This is a genomic window from Pseudomonas rhodesiae (genome assembly GCF_013285305.1).
Classification (GTDB): domain Bacteria; phylum Pseudomonadota; class Gammaproteobacteria; order Pseudomonadales; family Pseudomonadaceae; genus Aquipseudomonas; species Aquipseudomonas rhodesiae.
In genome coordinates this window covers 1,897,775-1,917,290 of the sequence record NZ_CP054205.1, presented here as the reverse complement: position 1 = coordinate 1,917,290, position 19,516 = coordinate 1,897,775, and the positions used below count along the sequence as shown (strand labels likewise).

The window sequence follows — 19,516 nt, the reverse complement described above, 5'->3', positions numbered from 1 at the left end:
ATCAGCGTCTCTTCAGGTAACCGCTGGTGGAGCTGCGGCGTTGTGGGGGTGCGGCGGGTCGTGGTTGGGCGACGGGTGCAGCAGCTGGCTGCGCTGGAAGCGACTGACGCGCCGCAACCGGTGCCGGTGTTTCGTCAGCTTCGACGCGCTCGCCCTGCACGGGCTTGACGCCCAACACATCGTCAAACAAGCCGGACTGAGCCAGCGCCTGGCGTACCCGCTCCCAGTCGTGTTCCTGGTAGCGGTTGATACCGAGGTAATGCGCCATTGCCAGGCAGTACACCATCAGGTCAAGCGCCTCGTTGCGTTCGGCCTTGCCCTTGACCCACTCGATGCGCTTGTAGCCTTTGACGTAGCGGGCGACCTTGCGCTCGGCCACGCACTGGGCAAAGAACTCGTCCGGTAGGTCGTTGGCAAAGTGCAGCGAGCCGGGGCCGTCCTCGAAGGCGTAGCGGTTGTAGATCCAGTCCTTCGCCGTGTCGGTGCCAACAAACCACAGCTCGGCGCCGCCGCGTTCGGTCTGGCCCTTCCAGGTCACGTCGACCATGGACGGCCGCTGAGCGATCACTGGTTTACCAGGCTTGCTCGCCCCCTTGAGCGCGAGTACGTTGCGCCAGCGACGAACACGGCAGAACTGATACACCTCGTCAGTGTGGTGACCGCCGGAGTCGACGCCCGTCGCCAGGATCGCCAAGGCAACACCGCACGGATGCCGGTATCGAGCCTTGAGCTTCTCGTCCAACACCGCCCAGGTGCGCTCATCGGCAGGGTCGCCCCAGATCACCTGGTGGTCGACTACCCAACGCTCCATCCCAACACCGAAACCCATCACCATCAGTTCCAAGCGGTTGGCCTGGACGTCGACGGCGCCGGTCAGCATCAGGACGCCCACCGGCATACTGCCGAGGGTGTAGGTCTCCAGCCGTGCCCGAGCGACCAGCACTTCGGCCTTGGTCTGCTCTTGCGCACTGTCCCAGACCTTGGCGAGACGGGTGTTGTAGAACACCTGCATCAGGCCCATGTCGCCCTTGGCCTGGGCCTTCTTCGCGTCTTCGAACTCCTCGGCCAGTGAAGGCCAATCTTTCCAGCCAATCGGCGAGTACAAGGCGTTCAGGTGGAAGCCCACCGTCTTGCCATCGCCGCTACCATGGGCACGCCATTCGCCACGGGCGAGCATGTCGGTCTTGTGATGTTCCTCGATCAGCACATCGCAGTCAGGCGCAGCGCACTGGTAGTGAACCGTGCTGTAGTCCTTGTTGTAGAACAGCCGCTCCCACTCCAGCACCTGCATATGCCCGCAGGAGGGGCATGGCACGTAGTAGTAACGCTGGTCGCTGGACTCGAACAGGTCCGAGATCCGGGAGGCGCCCTTGATCGTCGGCGAGCTGGAGAAGTAGATTTTGGCGTTGCGCCCGAAGTTGGTAGCACGCGTTTCCGCCAGCACGATGGGGTCACCTTCCTGGCCCACATCGTTTTCCCAACGGTCGACCTCGTCGCCGTAGATGTAGCGCGCCGACAGCTCCGACAGGTTGGCCGCAGAGCCCGCCGTGGTGACGTACAAGGCGCCGCCCTCGAACTCCTTTGTGTCCATGGTGTTGCGGGCGTCCCGTGAGCGGCTGGCCGCTACTCGCTTCGCCAGTTCCGGTGTCGCCTTGATCGTCTTGCTGATCCGCCCGGAAACCCGCTTGGACAAGCCCAGGCTGGGCAGCAACGCCAGAATGTTCGACGGCGCCATATGGATCAGGCCGCCCATCCAGTTCAAGGCAATCTGCGTTTTCATCAGCTGCGAGGCCACCATGGTGACGACTCTCCGGCACGGGTGAGCCGGCGACAGGCAGCGCATGGGTTCGCGAGCGTAAGGCGTCCGGTCCGTGCGGTACTGGCCGGGCTCAGGCGCACCGGTGTCCCGTGGGATGCGCATGTACTCGTCGGCCCACTCGTCGATCCAGAGGTCTGGGTCGGGACGTAGCCCACGGAAATACGCCTCACGGTACGCACGGTCACCGTCAGGAAATTCCATGGTCATAGGTCAGCTCGTTGTCATCGCTCGTTCAAGGTCGGACGAGGACATGCGCTCAGCCTCTTCCAGTGATTTACGGAGTGTCGCCGTCAGGTGTTTTTCGATGTCCCAGGGGTCGGTCATGGCGGCCAGCTTGTGGGACAGCTGCGGCAGCAGGCCGAACAACTGGTCACGCAGATGGCGCCCCGCGTTGTAGGCCCCCAGTTCAACAGCGTCCCTAGAAACCAGCGAACCCTGTGCCTTGTGCAGCTCGATCTCAGCCAGTTGTGCCAGGTTGTGTTCCCGCATGGCGCGAGCCTTCTGGAAGTCGTGGCCCTTGGCGGTGATGGGCTGCTGCGGCGCAGCCGTGTTAGTCGGCTCGACCAGGGGTGACAGTTGACTGTAAACGTCACGCTGGATCCGGTCCTGCTGGTGTCGAGCCGCGACGGCGGCCTTGCTGGGGTCGGCGGTTTCGAGGATCAGTGCTTCGGTTGCCAGCACGTCGACCTTCTTGCCATCCGGCGACAACACCAGGCGGTTGTTGTCTTTCAGCCAGGTGATGTAGCTCGGCGTCCTGCCGATGCGAACCGCGAAAGCGCTTTTAGACAGGAACAGTGGATCCGTCATAAGCCCTCCTTTTCAACGGCTTTTCAATGGAAACCTTTCAATTTCAAGGGATTGAATTTCAGTAAGCTGGCAGCCCACCCGCTAACGCTTTCCCGCGGGTTTCATGCCCCGTGTCCCTCGAATGCCCCCAGGGTCCCCGGCGGCCTTTCTGCGCTTCATTTTGGCGCAAGCCCCTACAGGCCACGTATTCCGTGGCCTCCAGCGCATCACGCCTGACCGCCGCCCGTGGGCGGCACATCGCACACACCCAACCGCTTGGCGGCCCAGCGTTCGTACAGGCCGATGGCGACATCGGCGCCGGCCATCGCGGTGAGGCATCCGATACTTCCCGCTGCCAGGACCGACATGCCTGACGCGTGCAGCAACATCATGGTGGAAAGCCCGCAGACCACGCAGGCCCCGGACCGAAGCAGCAAGCGGCGGACCAGGGACCAGCCGCTTACCCCCGCCTTGTCGGCCCGCCATGCCTCGCCGGAAATCCCGCCGACCAGGGACAGTAGGATCACCATCCAGACCGGCATCTCAATAAGCGCTTGCTGCTCGTTCGTCATCGCCCTACCCCATAAACGCAAAAACCCGGCGCAATGGCCGGGTTCAGTGTGGTGGTGTGTCCCGCTGCTTGCGGTCGCACCTATCGAAGATGGGTACTTTTTACAGGTGGATTTTACTGGCAGCAAGCGGGTTTTAATGCCATGGCGCAATACGGGTGCAATACAGGTATGACGCAGGTGCAACGCAGGGACAACGCATTCAATCGGCTGTCGCTTCTGGTGCCCTGTCTTACCTGCCCCACTATTCTGGATCCAAGTAGGACAGCTACAGGCGCCTGAATACGGGGCTCTGCCCTACTGTCCTACCTTTATTCCTTTTCTCTTGTGTATAGAAAGAAAGCTAAAAGCACGCGTGCGCGCCATGGGCGCGATTGCGTGCCCGCTATGCTCATGTGTGCGTGGGGCGGGTGAAGGTTGGACGGTAGGACAGGCCAATAATGACGCGGCCTGCGCCTGTCCAACTACGCTAAATGCGAGTTGGACAAGGCGGGACAGTAGGACAAAGATATGCGGAGTAACGCCTAGGGTCACGCGGCTTTCCCCATCAGCATCCCCTGGATGAACACATGGGCGTCATGCAGACGCATGTAGTAAGTCCGAGAGCTGCATGCACAGTGCAAAAGCTTCTGTGACAGGAAGCTCTCGTGGTTGCAGTAATGTTCCCACACGACCAGGGCAAGCCGAGGCGGCAGGTGTTTCCTGACGATCAGCTCGATATCCGCCGACTCGTCCAGCAACACCCGACTACCCCGTGTTCCGCGTATCAGCTCGCCCTTGCACTCCATCAGCATGGCGATCATGTTGCCGCCACTCGGCCCTCCCCCGTTTTCCGGCATAGGTGAGTGCAGATCCTGCGCCCATAGTTTGAGCATCTCGTCGATTCGCTTAATCATCGAAGCAAGGCTCCTCGATCACCGACTGCTGCAACGCAGACGCACGCCCCCAGCCCGCAGGCTTTTCATAGGCCCAGGGCCGCACGCCGCTTTTTGCCAATGCCGGCATGCGTCGCTTACGCCAACCCAGCCGGTGCATGATCGCCCCGACCCGCATCTGCTCGGGTTTGCCCCAGTGACCGAAGTCGAGCTTCAGCGCCTGGGTCAGGATCTCGTTGCCGGTAGCGGTTTCACCGATCTGCGACTCTTCCATCCAGGCGAGGATTGGTCCTTCCCATTCATCCACCACAAAGCGCTCATCCTGCGCTTCAGCGAACATCCACGATTCATCCTTAGTCACCCACCAGATGTCGCCGGCCTCGAAGCAGAACAACGCCTCGGCCCACAGCTGATCGCGGATCTCGCGCAGTTGTTCCAGATCGACCTTGTTGCAGAACACCGGCCAATAGCGGCGGTTGCCCGTGGCGTCCTTGAGGTACTCCTCTTGGTTGGTGGTGCCCACGAAAACACACTGGCGTGGCACGTCATTCGTTCTGCGGCCGTAGCTCTCGCGGTAGGTGTCGGTGGACGCGGAAAAGAACTGCTTGGCCTTAGTGCTTTCGGCTTTGTTGAAGCTGTCCAGCTCGCCCAGCTCGACGATCCACTTGCCGCGAATCGCCTGGAAGCTGTCCTTGTCGCCGAGGGCAAAGGGTGTATCCATGAACCATTCGCCACCGAGAACGCCCATGGCTGTGGACTTACCAGCACCCTGCCCGCCTTCGAGGATCATCACCGAGTCTGCCTTGCAGCCTGGGCGCATCACCCGTGCGACCGCAGAGATCAGCCAGCGCTTGCCGACCTTGGCCGAGTACTCGCTGGCCTGGACGCCCAACACATCAGTGAGCCAGGTTTCGATGCGAGGCACGCGGTCCCACTCCAGCTTCTCCAGGTACTCGCGCACCGGGTGAAAGGCATGGTCGTGAGCAACCACGCTGACCGCCTCGATCACATGGGAGGCTTTGACCCGTAGGTTGTACTGCTGCGCGAGCCACTTCATCACTCGCATGTCGTCAATGTCCGCCCAATCGCCGGCACCACCGCCGAATGGCGCAGAACGCAGCTTGACGATCTTGGAGCTGAACACGCTGTAACCGATGACACCGGCCCAGCGCTCGTCGTTGCCCAGGATCAGCTCGACGTTTTGCATGTGCGCGATCAGGGAGCCGTTCTCGGTGCGGGCGAGCTGGTCTTTCCAACCACCCGCTGCAGGCGGCTTGACCACCGCCAGCACCTGGCGGCGGACGGCCTCCAAACCCTCGGCGACGTGCAGGTCGTTGAAGTCAGTCCACTTGATCTCACGCTCACCGGAGAACACCGGGGCAACCACCTGGCCGCCGACAACCAGCGCGGCGTTGTTGGCCTTCTCTTCGCCAGGGTTCCAGGGATCGCCGTTGGGGCGTTTGGTCTTCCAGTCATCATCGCGACAGATGATCAGCGGGCAGCCGGGGAAACGCTCGCGCATGGCCTTGGAGACCGGCAGCAGGTTGCCCGCGTCGAAGGCGATGGCGACGGTCAGCGAAGTCGCCATGTGCAGGCTTGCGCCCGTAGCGTAGCCCTCACACACCAGCACCGGCTCGCCCGGTTCAGGGTGTGGGCCGATCAGGTGGAATGCGCCTTCCTTCGACATACCGTAGGGCCAGTAGGCTTTGTCACGCCCGGTGTCCTCTTGCTTCGCGGGGAAGATCACCTGCAGGCCAACGATCTGGTCGCGCACGTTGCACATGGGTACCAAAAAAGCGCCGGTACGTGGCGCATAGCGAACCTTGAAGCCGACGATCTGCTTTCGATCCAAGTAGGCGCTCTTGCCCTTTTCCGGCATGCGTTTGAACAATCCGGCAGCGCGGTTGGCCGCTCGACGTGACGCGTTGGCCGCGATCTCGGCGGCCTTGCGCTTGGCATCCTCCTGGCGAGCGCGCATGACTTCGCGCTCTTCGGGGCTCATGCGTCCGGCTTTGACCTTGACCTTCTGGGTGTCGCCGGAGCGCCAGTCACCGAAGCTGCCGAAGATCAGCGTCTCGTTCTTTTCGGTGCGGTGTTCGTGGATGACGTACCAGCCGTTCTTTTCCTTGCCCTTATCCTGGGTGGTTTTGCAGCGAGTGAGCTTTCCGAATACGAGGGGCTGCGCGGGTTCGAGACCGTAGTCCGCGAACTGATTGAGCACGTCATCGAGCATAACGGGCAGCCCTCTGGTCATCGACGGTCTTGCACTCAATGCAGAGCGTGCAACCGGGTTGTGCCAAACGACGGGCTTCGGGGATGGGGCCATCGCATTCGTCACAGAACATCAGCGAATGCTGAGCTGTGTTGGACATCAGCGCCAAGCGTGCAGCAACGGCCTGATCGATGCGCTCTTGCACCAGATCATTTGCGAAATCAGCGATATCAGCCACGTTCCACCCCACAAGTCGTCTGGTTGACGTAGCGGGCGCGGTTGTACATGCCCAACAAACCTTGAATGCCGCGAAACACCAACTGGCGGATCTCTGCCAGCTCGCCGTCATCAACTTTGCCGTCGCCAATGTGCTTAGCCCAGGTTTCGGACAAATCGGCGACCTGCCGGAAAAACATGGCGATACCCGTGGTCAGGGTCTCAGGCATGTCGTTGGTGTACGCCTCAGCCAGTTCCTGCCAGATCGTGTCGCCGACAAGGGCGTGCACCGCATCAAGAATGCGGCGGTCCTTGGTCAGTTCGAGGATCTCGCCGAACTCTTGAATGTTGACGGCATGGGAGGGATGGGTGGGAGACAACTTGTGCTGCAGGGTGGTGGCATTGCGGCCGGTGGTGGCGGCGATTGCAGCTGCACCGCCGGGATAATCCCGTGCGGCGTGGTACAGGGCTAATTCGAGCGTCAGGACTTCCCTTTGCGCTCTATCAACACAGCTTAAAGCTACTCGGCTCATGGCATTAATCCTACTAAGTTGCCAGTGCCCCGCGACGTGTAGTGGTGATACATTTGCCGCGTGGCTTGAAAGGGCCCAAACGCCGGCTAGATCTGTGGATCGAAACCGGCACCGTGCCGAGGCGAACAATCCGTTGCTCACCTCTGGCGCAACAGCTGCCTAATCTGTGGTGGAAAAGGCAGCAACCCAAGACATCCGTGTCTTGGCAGCGCGATAAAGGGAGGTGGTTTGCATGTGGTGTGCCCTCCTACCTTCGTCGCGACCCGACAGCACTGTGGTGGTGTGTGCCGGGAGGAACTGGGCGGCCCTTGGGTCGCCTTTTTTCTATCTACGCTGCAGCTTTCTGCGGCGCCGATGCGTTCAGCAGCCAGGCCGCGTCAAACGCGTTGCCCTTTTGCTCTGCAGCAGTCGCTAAAAGCTTCGCGTATTGGGTTTCACCTGTGTAATCGGTGCGTGGAAGGCTGGCAGCCAAGCGCCATTTATTGAGTGCTTGGTAACTCCTGTCACATACCTTGGCCGCGGCTCCAATGCCGCCTACTGCTTCAAATGCGAACGCGATGGCGTTCGGAAAATCTGCGGGGTCCAACATGGCAACCTCCATTTATCAACTCGCGGTTGATATTAACATCAACTGACTATTGCGCAACCCCTGTGAGAGCATCAACTCATGGTTGATAAGAACGAGCTACGGGCAGCTTTCACGGCGCGCCTTCACGAAGCACTCGACGATGCCGGTGTACGCACCCGGGGACGTGGTGCGGACATTCATAAACATTTGCTGGAGGTTGGGGCTGAAAAAAGCCCTCAAGCGATCAGCAAGTGGCTGAATGGCGAAGCTATTCCTGAAGCGGATAACCTGGCCGTGCTGTGCTCATGGCTGAAGGTAAGGCGGGAATGGCTGCAATATGGCGTTTTGCCTAAAGAGCAGACCGGGGAGAGTAATGTTTATCAACTCGGCGTAGGTGGCGAGAGCAATATCCGAGAGGTGACTCGACGTTTTGGCAAAGTCCCATTGATTTCGTGGGTTCAGGCCGGGGCATGGTGTGAATCAAACTTTGAGCAGCATGACGGCGAATCATGGCTTTCTTGCCCTGTCCCGATCAGTGAGAGTGGTTATGCCCTGAAAGTTCTTGGCGATTCCATGACAAACCCCGGACCAGGCCGTAGCTACCCAACAGGGTGCATCATTTTTGTCGATCCAGAAGCTGAAACGAAAACAGGAGACCGGGTGATCGCAAGGGTTCCGCGCACTAATGAGGCCACATTTAAAATATTAGTTGAAGATGCAGGCCGGCAATTTCTCAGACCAATAAATCCGCAATATCCAATCATCGACATTACGGAGGAGACGCATATTTGCGGAAAAGTCGTGGGGTCTTTCATCCCAGAATAATCAAGTAATTACAACTTTGTTACCCCATAAAACATAACCATCCTTCTCTGCGGTTATGTCACCCATTTGCACTGTATAGCCTTGAGCAACAAAAGACCTCGCCATATCTTCCAAGTACCCAATATTAGAATTAAAACTTCCCAACGTAGAAATTTGCATACCAAGTTTAGTTATCGCATAAGCAGGAATCTTAAGAACCGAGCTTTCATCTGAATGCTGCACATACAAACACTTACCGTTAGAGCGTAGCAATTTAGACCAGCCGGCACCTGGAGCTTCAGTATGCTTATACTGCAGGCTTAACGAACCGGCCACACCACTAACCAAACCCAATTCCTCCAATTCTAGGAGTTGACTCATACGTAACGGGAGTTTATCGGTGCTCGGCCTCCATATGAAAATATCAACAACCAAGCTGCACATTGCCTCAATCAGTTTTGCTTCTGACTGAGAAAGATTACGAATAAACTCCATACATCGAAAGGAATATGTTCCTGGATTTTTAACCTCTCCCGCAAGAACTCGTCCCCATAGCATTTGGAGATCCGCATTTGAAACGTCACCCGTGTAATCCCTCCATCTATAAAGCCAGTCCTCATCAACCTTTTCACTAGAAGGCTCCGTATCATCACCTCGAAGAACCTCTTCTGCAAAAATTATAGCATTCGCAGTATTAACTTCATGCCTTAAAGCGTCATTTAGAACTCTAGAATTCCCCACCTCAATTAACGTATCCATACTGAGACTTGGTTCAATACGATTTACAATATTTGCGATGTTATCGGCATTGGCAAACTTCAGCTCAAGAGGAAAGTCTGAAGCATCTTTCCTCCCAGATTTAATTTCTTCTACGTCTCTCTGGGTTTGTGCGTCGATAAGCATCCTAGCCCTATCAACACTGATACTAGCCAACCCCTCCCTCTTCATCTGGCCTGGCCGCAGCAGCCCTCCAATACCCTTACCCATAAGGGTATCCCACATCCTAATGACCAAATTTTCTCCGGGCGACTCCATATCCACTCCTTTTCGATGATGGCGGACCTGACGCTATAGGACTTTTTCCTAGTAGCTACGCGCCATTAGCAAGACTTAACTTAGCAAGAGAAGCAACCACAACCAAAGAAATCAACCATTAGTTGACATAATTCAACCAATAGTTGATATTTTCCTCACTCTTCCACCACAGAGCGAGGCAACACCATGCACACCACAGCCACCCTGCACGTCCATCCGGCCGTAGCTAACCCCTCCCGTATCTTCGAAGTCCGCCGCCTGGCACAAGACTGCGGCTGCGTCTTCATCGCGTCCAAACCCAAGCTGAAACAGCGCTACGCACCCGCCCCTTTCGATCCAAACGGCGGAGGGAGCGCGGCATGAAAAAGTACAAACTCGACAACCGTACCCTGACCCTGCTCAAGGCCCAGGTCAGCCTTACCCAAACCTTCAACCACCTGCTGCGCGCAGAAACACAGCGTGAGGCCCTGGCCTTCCGCCTGAACGTCGAGCGCCGCAAAGTCGACACGCACTTCACTGTTGAGCTGGGCAGCGAACGCCACACGCTGACCCTGACCAATACCAAGAAGATGCACCTCAAGCTTGCGGACTTCATTGAGGAGATCGTCAACGGGCCAACCAACCCAACCGATCCATCCTCTCTGCCGCACGCAGACCGCCGCTACGGCGTGTTCGAGACCGAACACAAGCAGCAGGTATTCGACCTGGTTCAAACCGGAGGCGCACTCAGTCTCGATATGGGCTTCGAGCAACCGATCAACCTGGCAATCCATCGCAACAAAACCCGCGCTGGCATCACAACTATCATGAGCATCGGCGTCAGGAAGCCGCGTACCAAGTGCTTCACGGTGTACGGCAGCGACGTGGAGATCTACTCCATGGTGGCCGAGTCCATCACCCATCTCGCTGCCGTGGCGACTCCCGCCGCGCATGCAGCCTAGGAGGACTGCATGGAGCGTAGCCTGGAAAAAACCGCCAAGTACTTCGGCCTCACTCGCCCGAAACTGATCGCGCTGATGCGTAAAAAAGGCCTGCTCAACGACCGCAACCTACCGGCTTTCCCGGTGCGGGACCGCGAGTACCTGCGAGTCAAGGATGGCAACTGGTACCACGAAACGGCCGGCATGCAGTACAGCCAGTCGACCAAGGTCCGCCAAGCCGGCATCCGTTGGCTCGCCGAACAGTTGGGCCTCGAACTGCCAGCCATCCCGGCAGACAACCGTGACGTGGCCTAGGGAGTACGCCCGCCAGATCGTCGCTATGCGCACACGCGAGGAGCGCAACGCCGCGCTCCTCGAAGTGCCGGAGCATCTGCGGGAGTTGACCAAACGCCACTGCCTGAATGCCTGGAACCACCCTTCACGACTCAAACGCAAGGAGGCCGCCGCCCATGAGCAACCACAGTCAAACACCGCTACGGCTGCAACCCGCGCCGGATAGCGCGACCGTCGAGATGCTGCACCAACTCTTCGGTGACGTTCTTATCCCCCTGGAAAAGCTGCGCGTGCACTACTTCAAGAACCTCAACGAAAAGACCTTCACCGAGGCGATCAACAGCGGCCGGATTCAGCTGCCGGTGACCACGCTGGATCACAGTGTGAAGGCGTTGCGGTACGCGCACATCAAGCACGTCGCGGCACTGATCGATATCCGCGCCTACAGAGCAGACGAGGACATGCCGCGACCGCAAAACGATCTAACCGAGCAGGACCAGTAACCCCAACGGCTGCCACCACCAGCCAACGTAACTACTAGGAGCACACCACATGACTGCAATTCAAATCTGCGCATTGATCGGCATCGTAATCGCCGCCGGCATCCTCTACTGGGTCGGCTACCGAGGCGGCCTCACAGATGGCAAAAATGATGGCTACGACGAAGGCTATTCCGACGGGCACGTCTCGGGCCGGGAGGAAGCTTCAGCCGCATACGCAGCCTCTCTCAAAGATATGTCAGATCAATGCATGCGCACCGAACTCCTATTGAGCCGGGAACCGCAAGACCGCTACACCCTTTTGGCCATTGCCGAAAAGCTGAAGCTCGCGGCAGACACCTTCCGCGCTGTCAGATCCGAAACCCAAGCAACTCAGGCGCTTGCCCTACGTGACAAGGCACTGAATATGGCTGCGCTGATGGATCGCTTCGAATTGAAGGGGGATGCAGCATGAGCCGAGCCATCCCTATGCTGCGCCTGACACCCGAAGCCGCCGGCACACTGCAGCAGCAACACGCCAAGGCCGCCAAGGAACTGCGCGCTCTGACCCGCTACAGCAAAGAGTTCGACCGCCAGCTGAAAGCCCTGATCGGCTATGAAGCTCTGCGCCAATTGCACAAGGCAACCGATAACGCCTTGTTGCTGGCCGATTTGGTGAGGGAAGCCGCATGAACTGGATCCTCACCTCCACCGGCAAGCGCTTCGACTTGTTCGAGCCTGACGCCGACATGATCGATCCGCGGGACATCTCGCACGCACTGGCCCACCTGTGCCGATTCAACGGCCACACCCGCGAGTTCTACAGCGTGGCCCAACACAGCTGCATCGTCGCCGAGCTGGTGCCGGAAGAACACAAACTCGCAGCCTTACTTCACGACGCCGCCGAGGCGTACCTAGGTGACATGACGCGGCCACTCAAGCAGTGGATTAGCGCCTTCCAGCATTTCGAGGACTGTATCTGGTGGCGAGTGTGCGAACGGTTCGACATCGCCCCAGAACTCCCCGCCTGCATCTACAAGGCCGACCTGATTGCACTTGCGACCGAACGCCGCGACCTCATGCCAACCGATCCGGCTATCTGGGATTGCTTGGTCGGCATCGAACCCATGGTTGAAACCATCCGCCCATGGCCTGCCGCCGAAGCCCGGCTTACCTACCACCAGCGGCTGATGGACCAACTCGCTATCGAGCATCGGAGGAAAGCGGCATGAAGAACCGACAGGACAACACCAGCACACTGCCCGCTTTGGTCCGCACTGCAGGTAGCGTCGACACGCTAGAAACAAACAGTCTCTGCTGCGCAGCAGCAGGCATTACTGCTCCTTCCCGCGCCACTGCCGAGGCACTTGTACCCCACGAAAAGCTGCGCGGGGCAGCGCTCGCTGATGCAACGCTAAACGCTCAGGAACGCCCGCTCGCGCAGCCTGCCTTGGGGTACAAGCGCCAGCCACCAGCTCACAAATTGATGGTCAATACATTGGAGGCCGCATGAACACGCTTTTTTTGCTGATGGCTCAATATGACGGTCAGGCGGTGATTCCACTTTCCCGAGTCTGCGCTGACTACATGAATTTGACGGTAGAAAAATTTAAGCACAAGCAGCTGACTGGCGAGATTGATATCCCCGTGGTTCGTCTTGGCGCACAGAGCCAAAAAGCCGGGCTCGGGATCCATCTGAGAGATCTCGCTGAATACATTGATCGACAGCGAGAGAAAGCCGTAAAAGAGCAGGATCAGCTGTGCAGGCCGAGATTTTAATGTATTCGCTGCTCCCCCCTGAAAGGTACGATTTTTACCAGGGAAGGACGCTAGCCGCTTCAAAAACCACAGATATGGTGACTACGACATCGATTTTACGTCGAAAAATCTGTACCATACGCCCTTGCGCTTGACCACTGAGTGACCTGAATGACCGTTACAGCTGTTGATTTATTTTGCGGCGCCGGAGGCCTAACCCGAGGACTTAAAAACTCAGGGATTGATGTCACCTATGGCGTTGACTTTGATCTAGCCTGCAAATATGCATACGAAAAAAACAATTCAGATTCTGTATTCATCGGAAAATCTGTAACTGAAGTTACGAGCGAAGAAGTTAAAAACTGGCTGGGCACCGCTGACATTAAGCTACTCGCAGGTTGCGCGCCGTGCCAGCCTTTTTCAAAGTATTCAAGTACTCGTAAGAGCGATGATGATAAGTGGATGCTTCTCCGAGAATTTCAACGGTTAGTTCTGGAGTGCAAGCCTGAACTCGTAACCATGGAAAACGTTCCACAATTACGGACCCACACTGTCTACTTAAAATTTGTTGATACCTTAAAGTCTGAAGGCTACGAGGTTGATTACAAAGTGGTTTCTTGTGCAGAGTACGGACTACATCAACTTAGAAAACGACTAGTATTAGTCGCCTCTAGGCTCGGCCCGATAAAAATAATTGCACCACAGTTTAAACCCGATCAATTTGAAACAGTAAAATCCGCAATTGGACACCTGCCCCCGCTTCAAGCCGGAGAAAGGGATGCAAATGACTCATTACATTTTGCCGCATCGCTAAATAGCACTAACTTGCAGCGTATTAAATGTTCGGTGCCTGGTGGCACTTGGAGAGATTGGCCTGAATCTCTTCGCTCCGCTTGTCACGCCAAAGCCTCCGGATCAACCTATGCAAGCGTGTATGGCAGAATGCAATGGGAGAAGCCAAGCCCTACAATCACAACCCAAAGCTACGGTTACGGTACCGGACGGTTCGGCCACCCTGAGCAAGATCGAGCGTTATCGCTTAGAGAAATGGCAATACTCCAGTCATTCCCTGATAACTATGAGTTTTACGAGCCAGGTACGGAAATTTCCACACGAGTCATTGGAACCATGATTGGAAACGCCGTACCCGTTCGACTGGGCGAAGTAATTGGGGAAACCTTTACGCAGCATCTGAAGGATTTAAGTAAGCCTCAGAAACAAGATAATCCTCAGTAAGAGAAATAACATGGGACATATATTCTCGAATATTATCCCGCAATTTGTCCAAGTCAGAAACTGTAAGGCTCCGTCCGTATTTTTCGAAAGATGCGGAGCCGTGAGCAAGGGAATTTCTAGCAATCCTCAACCCATGTAACTCTGCCCCTTGATTCAATGGGGATGGTCCAGTAATGGCGAGGTGATAACATCCAAGCACCTCCCTCAACCTCCTAGCATCCACGTTACCACTGAAGACCTTTTCCAGTTTAAGCGAGGTCCTAGCAATAACTTCCGATATATCGTTATTATGAAGCCCGGACATCAAGCTATCTACTGAGTGATACGCCTGTCGACAGTCATTCAAAATTTTCTTTTTGAACCCAGGCACTAATCTGTTAAAGCTAATTCGTTTTTCATGAACGCTGTCATAGATTGATTCCACACAGGAGAACGCAGTAGACTCAACCTGATTGTAAAGCATCAAGCTCAATGAGGAAGCTAATATAGAAATGAGGCCTACGGAGGCCTCTCTAATCGACTCATTCTTCTCCGAATCTAAACTCACGATATGTGAATAAAGCGTATCTATTTCCTCAGAGCGCTTATCAAACTCATCCTTGACAGCTTCGAGCATATTAAGCTCCTAGAATTTTACTTTTAACGTAGCCAATTCGAGCCAATAGTTGAGCCTTATTATTAGCACTATCCGCACTGATCACGGCTTGGAACTCATCACTAAACAGCCACTCACTGACAGGTGTAGCCGGCTCACCCAAGCCTGGCACTTCTCTTAAAGCGAGCGCGACTCCCACAGCAATAGCCTCAAACCTTGCACGCGGTGTAGTTTTACTCGTTGGAGTTCGTCTAAAACCCATGGCGAAATGTGCATCAATAAACTGCATAGTTTGGTTGAATTCGGCAAGATCCGTCGAGATAGCGCCATCATCCCGCCCCACGCTCTTAGCAAGAAACTCCTCAAGAAACTGCAATACCTTACCGTCGTAAGCAGCCAAATCATTGAGATAAGCAAAGAACCGAGTAACCAGCTCCAAGTGATCTCCATTTGACTTCTTCTTATTCGAGAGCGGTGCGAGTTTTGAGAATAACTCATCTTCAGAACATGGAACGATAATTTGCTTGTAAAACGGAGAGGAAGCAAACTCTGAACCGTGCCGAGTTTCTGCACCCACCAACTTCTTCATCCCTGAGTTAATACGTTCAAAAAGATCGCGTCTATGTGACTCACTCACATCGCCTTTGAGTTCAACAAACCGCAAGGTCTCACGCAAAAAACGCCTTTTACGCCCGGCTGGCAAATCGTCAAAATAGAACCCTTCAAGAGCCTTCAGCTCCTTAAGGTCCTGTAGAGCAATTTGATTGGTTACGAAATAATCCAACGCCCGGATTCGTTGTGAACCATCAATGATTTCAACCCGCCCATCCAGCTCTGGATCTTCCGCAGAAACGTTTGCTATATAAATGTACGGTATAGGAAAATCCAACAAAATACTTTCTATGAAGCGGGAAAGAGTTTTTACGTCCCATTTATAATCCCGCTGATAATCAGGAATGAATAGCTCGTTCTCCTCCGTATGTATCCCATCCTGATACTTCTGAAGGATCGTTTCAATCGGAAATTCTCGAGTACTATAAGCAATATTTTTTTGTGCATTTCGTATCGAGTTTTCAGCCTGCAACCGCAAATCTTCCATTTTCGCCAAAGCCTGCTGACGACTCTCCTCAGTGCGAGCTAGCTGTAGTTCTTTTCTTAAATCTTCCATTGGAGTAGGCATTGGAGTTCCATTCATCAAGTCTTAAGGGCAATAGCATCGTGCCACAGCGTAGCGTCACTGCTGCCAGCAGTAAAACGATATTTTTGCGCTCATTGGGCATCTCAATGACCTACAAATGTTCAAGCCATTTCCAATTTTTGTACTGATTCCCTCTCCCTTGAAGGTGGGTATAACGACGCAAAGAGTTCCAGTCACGGTGCCCCGAAACACTTGACACTCTAGGAATATCCCAATCCATCTCAAAAAGTCGACTTACACCTTCATGACGCAGATCATGAAAGTGCAAGTCCTCAATCCCAAGCATCGGGCACGCCCGCGTAAAAGCCGCCGACACCGATTTGGCATTGTAGGGAAAGATCTCTCGCTCAACCTTCGGCATTGTGCAAATGATCGCCCAAGCCTCATCAGGCAAATGACACCAAACATCGTTACCGATTTTTTGCCCAGGGTTTTTCATGTCCCGCACCAGCACAGCCTGCCGAGCGCAGTCGAGATCCTCCCATCGAATCCGGGTGATCTCCTCTTGCCGACGCGTCGAGAAAAGCGCAAAGGCAATCATCTTCGGCATGTGTATAGAGTCCGGCCGGCGCTGCTGCATCTCGAAAAAATGCCCCATGAGCTTATCCAGCTCATCGAGCGTTGGCCGGCGATTACGCTCCTTGCTCTTGCTGACCATGCCAAGCTTGCGCAAGACCTTGCGTGCATCAGGCATTGCATGAGAATCGACCTCATAGCCCCATGCCGGCCGCGCCACAGACAGCACAGCGCCCAGATGCGACAGATCATTACCAACCGTCTGCGCCTGCACACCGCCGCCTTCCTCGCTCATCCGCCACTGCGCGTACTCCACCAACTTCTGGCTGTTCAGCGCTGAGTCGTCCAACTCTCCAAGCCAGGTTTCCTTGATCGCGCTCAACGTCGCGCTCTTGGTCTTCCCCAGCGGCCGGATCTTCTCGTACTCATCCAGGTACTGCTCGATCATCTTCTTGATCGTCACCCCTTTCCGATTCGCCCGCTCAATAGCACCTGGCTGGGCCAGCTCGGTTTCCCGTCGCTTGATCCAGGCCTGGGCGACCTGCTTACGATCGAAGGTTTGGCTTTCCTGATAAACTGTCTTGCCATCCCGATTGATCCGTATCTGCGCCGTGTAGGCTGTCGAGTTGTCCTTGCGGTTACGTGCTGTGATCGTGCCCATTTCCAGTTGCTACATTGCCGAATTCGATCGCTACAATGTAGCAACCGACTCTAGAAAACAAGGGAAAACGGGTAAAAACCGCTGTATAAAAGATCAGTATTAATGAATTCCGAAAAAGCCTTATCTCCAGTAAAAGCTAGCCCTTCCCGCTCAGAGCCGTCACGCCGGTTCAGCGTGGCGCCGATGATGGATTGGACCGACCGCCACTGCCGGTTCTTCCTACGCCTGCTCTCCAAGCACGCCTTGCTCTACACCGAGATGGTCACCACCGGTGCGATCCTGCATGGCGATCACGAGCGCTTCCTGCGCCACAACGAAGCCGAGCACCCGCTGGCGCTTCAACTGGGCGGCAGTGTTCCCGCCGATTTGGCGGCCTGTGCGCGCATGGCCGAGGCGGCTGGTTACGATGAGGTGAATCTGAACGTCGGCTGCCCCAGCGATCGTGTGCAGAACAATATGATTGGCGCGATCCTGATGGCGCATCCGGCGCTGGTGGCCGATTGTGTGAAGGCGATGCGTGATGCAGTGTCGATTCCAGTGACGGTCAAGCATCGCATCGGTATCAACGGCCGCGACAGCTATGCCCAGTTGTGTGATTTCGTCGGGACAGTCAACGAGGCAGGCTGCACCAGTTTTACGGTGCATGCGCGGATTGCGATTCTTGAAGGCCTGTCGCCGAAGGAAAACCGCGACATTCCACCGTTGCGCTATGACGTGGCGGCGCAGTTGAAGCAGGACTTTCCGGCGTTGGAGATCGTGCTCAATGGTGGGATCAAGACGCTTGAGCAGTGCCAGGAGCATTTGCAGACGTTTGATGGAGTGATGCTCGGACGTGAGGCATATCACAACCCCTATCTGCTCGCGGAGGTGGATCAGCAATTGTTTGGCAGCGAGGCGCCGGTGATCAGTCGTGCCCAGGCGCTGGCGCAGCTGCGCCCCTATATTGCTGAGCATCTGGCGAGTGGTGGGACGATGCATCACATTACTCGGCATGTGCTGGGCTTGGGCACTGGTTTCCCTGGGGCGCGCAAGTTCAGGCAGTTGTTGTCGGTGGATATTCATAAGGCGGCGGATCCGCTGGCGTTGCTGGATCAGGCTGGGGCTCTGCTGGAAGGGCGTTGATGGGATTGCTTGCAGGGGGCAGCCAAGCTGCGGATTGGCTGGCGCTGCCATCGGGGGCAAGCCCCCTTCCACATTTTGACCTGGTTTCGTCAGCAGGTATTCGGGCAGTTGGGTTGAACCTGCGGGCGCTTTTGTCCTCCTATTGATCACCACGGCCGGTAATTCAAACGGCTGTTTTCAGGTTGTTGCCCTCGCAAACGATCGAACGCATTTGCGCCCTTGAGCGCTTGTTGGCGCTCGGGTAATGTCATCAGACCCATAGGACAGAGCACGCCCATGACTTCCAAGCTGGAACAACTCAAGCAGTTCACCACCGTCGTAGCCGATACCGGCGATTTTTCCACGCTCGCCAAGCTCAAGCCGCAGGATGCCACCACCAACCCTTCCCTGCTGCTCAAGGCCGCATCGATTCCAGGTTATGCCAAGCTGTTGGATGAATGCGTGCAGGACTGCAACGGTGATGTAGGCCTGGCCAGCGACCGGTTTGCGGTGGCGGTGGGTCAAGAGATTCTCAAAGTGGTACCGGGCCGTATTTCCACCGAGGTGGACGCCCGTTTGTCGTTCGACGAAGGCGCGATACTCAAGCGTGCGCACCGCCTGATCGACCTTTACGAAAAAGCCGGCGTTGGCCGTGACCGTGTACTGATCAAAATCGCCTCCACCTGGGAAGGTATTCGCGCTGCGGAAAAGCTGGAAAAAGAAGGCATCCAGACCAACCTGACGCTGCTGTTCTCCTTCGCCCAAGCCGTGGCCTGTGCCGAAGCCGGTGTGTTCCTGATCTCGCCGTTCGTGGGCCGCATCTACGACTGGTACAAGAAAGCCAATGGCAATGACTACACCGGCGCCGACGATCCAGGTGTGCAGTCGGTGACGCGCATCTACAACTACTACAAGGCCAATGGCTACAAAACCGTGGTCATGGGCGCGAGCTTCCGCAATCTGAGCCAGATCGAAGAACTGGCCGGCTGTGATCGCCTGACCATCAGCCCGGACTTGTTGGAAAAGTTGGCGGCGGATGAAGGCAAGTTGGAGCGTAAGTTGTCGCCAGGCCATGCGGGCGAGGCGCGCGTGCATATGACTGAAGCGCAGTTCCGTTGGGAGTCCAACGAGGATGCGATGGCAACCGAGAAACTGGCCGAGGGTATTCGCCAGTTTGCGCGGGACCAGGAGAAGCTGGAGGCACTGCTGTCCGCTAAGCTGTAAACGGCGGAGGCGACAAAAAGGGCGGTACCTGTGAGGGTACCGCCCTTTTTTGTGTCGATGTCTCAGGCCGATGTCATTTCAACAGGGGAAGATACATTGACTGACACTGCGTTATCG

At 56.1% G+C, this 19,516-nt stretch carries 25 protein-coding genes; 13 read left to right on the top strand and 12 right to left on the bottom strand.

Going from position 1 to position 19,516, the window contains the following annotated elements; translation table 11 throughout:
* Position 1: 1 nt before the first annotated feature.
* From HRH33_RS08695 to HRH33_RS08660, 8 genes are all read right to left on the bottom strand, one after another.
* Positions 2-2,026: a phage terminase large subunit family protein gene (locus HRH33_RS08695; RefSeq protein WP_173603405.1), complete on the bottom strand. Its 2,025-nt coding sequence runs from the start codon at positions 2,024-2,026 to the stop codon at positions 2-4.
* 3 nt (positions 2,027-2,029) lie between these two features.
* The gene (locus tag HRH33_RS08690; protein ID WP_173603404.1) at positions 2,030-2,626 is read right to left on the bottom strand and encodes a terminase small subunit; all 597 of its coding nucleotides are present in this window, start codon (positions 2,624-2,626) and stop codon (positions 2,030-2,032) included.
* Positions 2,627-2,832: 206 nt separating this feature from the next.
* A complete protein-coding gene (locus HRH33_RS08685; protein WP_093527474.1) occupies positions 2,833-3,177 on the bottom strand; it encodes a phage holin family protein in 345 nt (114 codons plus the stop codon).
* A 527-nt stretch (positions 3,178-3,704) separates the two neighbouring features.
* Positions 3,705-4,070 carry a PA0613 family protein gene (locus HRH33_RS08680; RefSeq protein ID WP_173603403.1) on the bottom strand — a complete coding sequence of 122 codons (366 nt, stop codon included), beginning with the start codon at positions 4,068-4,070 and terminating at the stop codon, positions 3,705-3,707.
* Positions 4,063-6,282, bottom strand: coding sequence for a VapE domain-containing protein (locus tag HRH33_RS08675; protein WP_173603578.1), 2,220 nt, complete (start codon positions 6,280-6,282; stop codon positions 4,063-4,065). The genes HRH33_RS08680 and HRH33_RS08675 overlap by 8 nt, the downstream gene beginning before the upstream one ends.
* Entirely contained in the window at positions 6,272-6,499 is a 228-nt protein-coding gene (locus tag HRH33_RS08670; RefSeq protein WP_093126267.1) for a TraR/DksA family transcriptional regulator, read from the bottom strand. Before HRH33_RS08670 ends, HRH33_RS08675 begins: the two co-directional genes overlap by 11 nt.
* On the bottom strand, positions 6,492-7,010 hold the full coding sequence (locus tag HRH33_RS08665; protein WP_173603402.1) for a phage regulatory CII family protein: 519 nt from the start codon (positions 7,008-7,010) through the stop codon (positions 6,492-6,494). The genes HRH33_RS08670 and HRH33_RS08665 overlap by 8 nt, the downstream gene beginning before the upstream one ends.
* A gap of 328 nt (positions 7,011-7,338) precedes the next feature.
* Complete coding sequence (locus HRH33_RS08660) at positions 7,339-7,599, bottom strand: hypothetical protein (protein WP_173603401.1); 261 nt, start codon at positions 7,597-7,599, stop codon at positions 7,339-7,341.
* 78 nt (positions 7,600-7,677) lie between these two features.
* On the opposite strand from HRH33_RS08660, the gene HRH33_RS08655 reads away from it, so the two are divergent.
* Entirely contained in the window at positions 7,678-8,403 is a 726-nt protein-coding gene (locus HRH33_RS08655) for a LexA family protein (protein ID WP_173603400.1), read from the top strand.
* Here HRH33_RS08655 and HRH33_RS08650 read toward each other — a convergent pair whose 3' ends face one another.
* A complete protein-coding gene (locus HRH33_RS08650) occupies positions 8,404-9,417 on the bottom strand; it encodes a DUF2806 domain-containing protein (RefSeq protein WP_173603399.1) in 1,014 nt (337 codons plus the stop codon).
* A 359-nt stretch (positions 9,418-9,776) separates the two neighbouring features.
* Between HRH33_RS08650 and HRH33_RS08645 the strand changes: the two genes are divergently transcribed.
* From HRH33_RS08645 to HRH33_RS08600, 10 genes are all read left to right on the top strand, one after another.
* Positions 9,777-10,358 carry a hypothetical protein gene (locus tag HRH33_RS08645; RefSeq protein WP_173603398.1) on the top strand — a complete coding sequence of 194 codons (582 nt, stop codon included), beginning with the start codon at positions 9,777-9,779 and terminating at the stop codon, positions 10,356-10,358.
* A 9-nt stretch (positions 10,359-10,367) separates the two neighbouring features.
* The gene (locus tag HRH33_RS08640; protein WP_169903532.1) at positions 10,368-10,652 is read left to right on the top strand and encodes a phage antirepressor KilAC domain-containing protein; all 285 of its coding nucleotides are present in this window, start codon (positions 10,368-10,370) and stop codon (positions 10,650-10,652) included.
* 25 nt (positions 10,653-10,677) lie between these two features.
* On the top strand, positions 10,678-10,857 hold the full coding sequence (locus HRH33_RS08635; protein ID WP_173603397.1) for a hypothetical protein: 180 nt from the start codon (positions 10,678-10,680) through the stop codon (positions 10,855-10,857).
* Positions 10,808-11,134 carry a pyocin activator PrtN family protein gene (locus HRH33_RS08630; RefSeq protein WP_173603396.1) on the top strand — a complete coding sequence of 109 codons (327 nt, stop codon included), beginning with the start codon at positions 10,808-10,810 and terminating at the stop codon, positions 11,132-11,134. The genes HRH33_RS08635 and HRH33_RS08630 overlap by 50 nt, the downstream gene beginning before the upstream one ends.
* A 49-nt stretch (positions 11,135-11,183) precedes the next feature.
* Positions 11,184-11,585, top strand: coding sequence for a hypothetical protein (locus tag HRH33_RS08625; RefSeq protein ID WP_173603395.1), 402 nt, complete (start codon positions 11,184-11,186; stop codon positions 11,583-11,585).
* Positions 11,582-11,803, top strand: coding sequence for a hypothetical protein (locus tag HRH33_RS08620; protein WP_173603394.1), 222 nt, complete (start codon positions 11,582-11,584; stop codon positions 11,801-11,803). The genes HRH33_RS08625 and HRH33_RS08620 overlap by 4 nt, the downstream gene beginning before the upstream one ends.
* A complete protein-coding gene (locus tag HRH33_RS08615) occupies positions 11,800-12,342 on the top strand; it encodes a phosphohydrolase (RefSeq protein ID WP_173603393.1) in 543 nt (180 codons plus the stop codon). Before HRH33_RS08620 ends, HRH33_RS08615 begins: the two co-directional genes overlap by 4 nt.
* Positions 12,339-12,623, top strand: a complete 285-nt coding sequence (locus HRH33_RS08610) for a hypothetical protein (protein WP_173603392.1) — start codon at positions 12,339-12,341, stop codon at positions 12,621-12,623. The genes HRH33_RS08615 and HRH33_RS08610 overlap by 4 nt, the downstream gene beginning before the upstream one ends.
* Positions 12,620-12,889 carry a pyocin activator PrtN family protein gene (locus tag HRH33_RS08605; RefSeq protein WP_173603391.1) on the top strand — a complete coding sequence of 90 codons (270 nt, stop codon included), beginning with the start codon at positions 12,620-12,622 and terminating at the stop codon, positions 12,887-12,889. Before HRH33_RS08610 ends, HRH33_RS08605 begins: the two co-directional genes overlap by 4 nt.
* Positions 12,890-13,039: 150 nt before the next feature.
* The gene (locus HRH33_RS08600; protein WP_173603390.1) at positions 13,040-14,104 is read left to right on the top strand and encodes a DNA cytosine methyltransferase; all 1,065 of its coding nucleotides are present in this window, start codon (positions 13,040-13,042) and stop codon (positions 14,102-14,104) included.
* On the opposite strand, the gene HRH33_RS08595 is transcribed toward HRH33_RS08600, so the two are convergent.
* From HRH33_RS08595 to HRH33_RS08585, 3 genes are all read right to left on the bottom strand, one after another.
* Positions 14,049-14,720 carry an MAE_28990/MAE_18760 family HEPN-like nuclease gene (locus HRH33_RS08595; protein WP_173603389.1) on the bottom strand — a complete coding sequence of 224 codons (672 nt, stop codon included), beginning with the start codon at positions 14,718-14,720 and terminating at the stop codon, positions 14,049-14,051. The genes HRH33_RS08600 and HRH33_RS08595 overlap by 56 nt on opposite strands.
* A 1-nt stretch (position 14,721) precedes the next feature.
* Positions 14,722-15,879: a DUF262 domain-containing protein gene (locus HRH33_RS08590; RefSeq protein WP_173603388.1), complete on the bottom strand. Its 1,158-nt coding sequence runs from the start codon at positions 15,877-15,879 to the stop codon at positions 14,722-14,724.
* 109 nt (positions 15,880-15,988) lie between these two features.
* Positions 15,989-17,074: a site-specific integrase gene (locus HRH33_RS08585; RefSeq protein WP_173603387.1), complete on the bottom strand. Its 1,086-nt coding sequence runs from the start codon at positions 17,072-17,074 to the stop codon at positions 15,989-15,991.
* Positions 17,075-17,176: 102 nt separating this feature from the next.
* Here HRH33_RS08585 and dusA point away from each other — a divergent pair, with 102 nt between their 5' ends.
* Positions 17,177-18,196 (top strand): tRNA dihydrouridine(20/20a) synthase DusA, encoded by a 1,020-nt coding sequence (gene dusA, locus HRH33_RS08580; RefSeq protein WP_173603386.1) that lies wholly within the window; start codon positions 17,177-17,179, stop codon positions 18,194-18,196.
* A 276-nt stretch (positions 18,197-18,472) separates the two neighbouring features.
* The gene (tal, locus tag HRH33_RS08575) at positions 18,473-19,399 is read left to right on the top strand and encodes a transaldolase (protein WP_034096500.1); all 927 of its coding nucleotides are present in this window, start codon (positions 18,473-18,475) and stop codon (positions 19,397-19,399) included.
* Positions 19,400-19,516 lie beyond the last annotated feature (117 nt).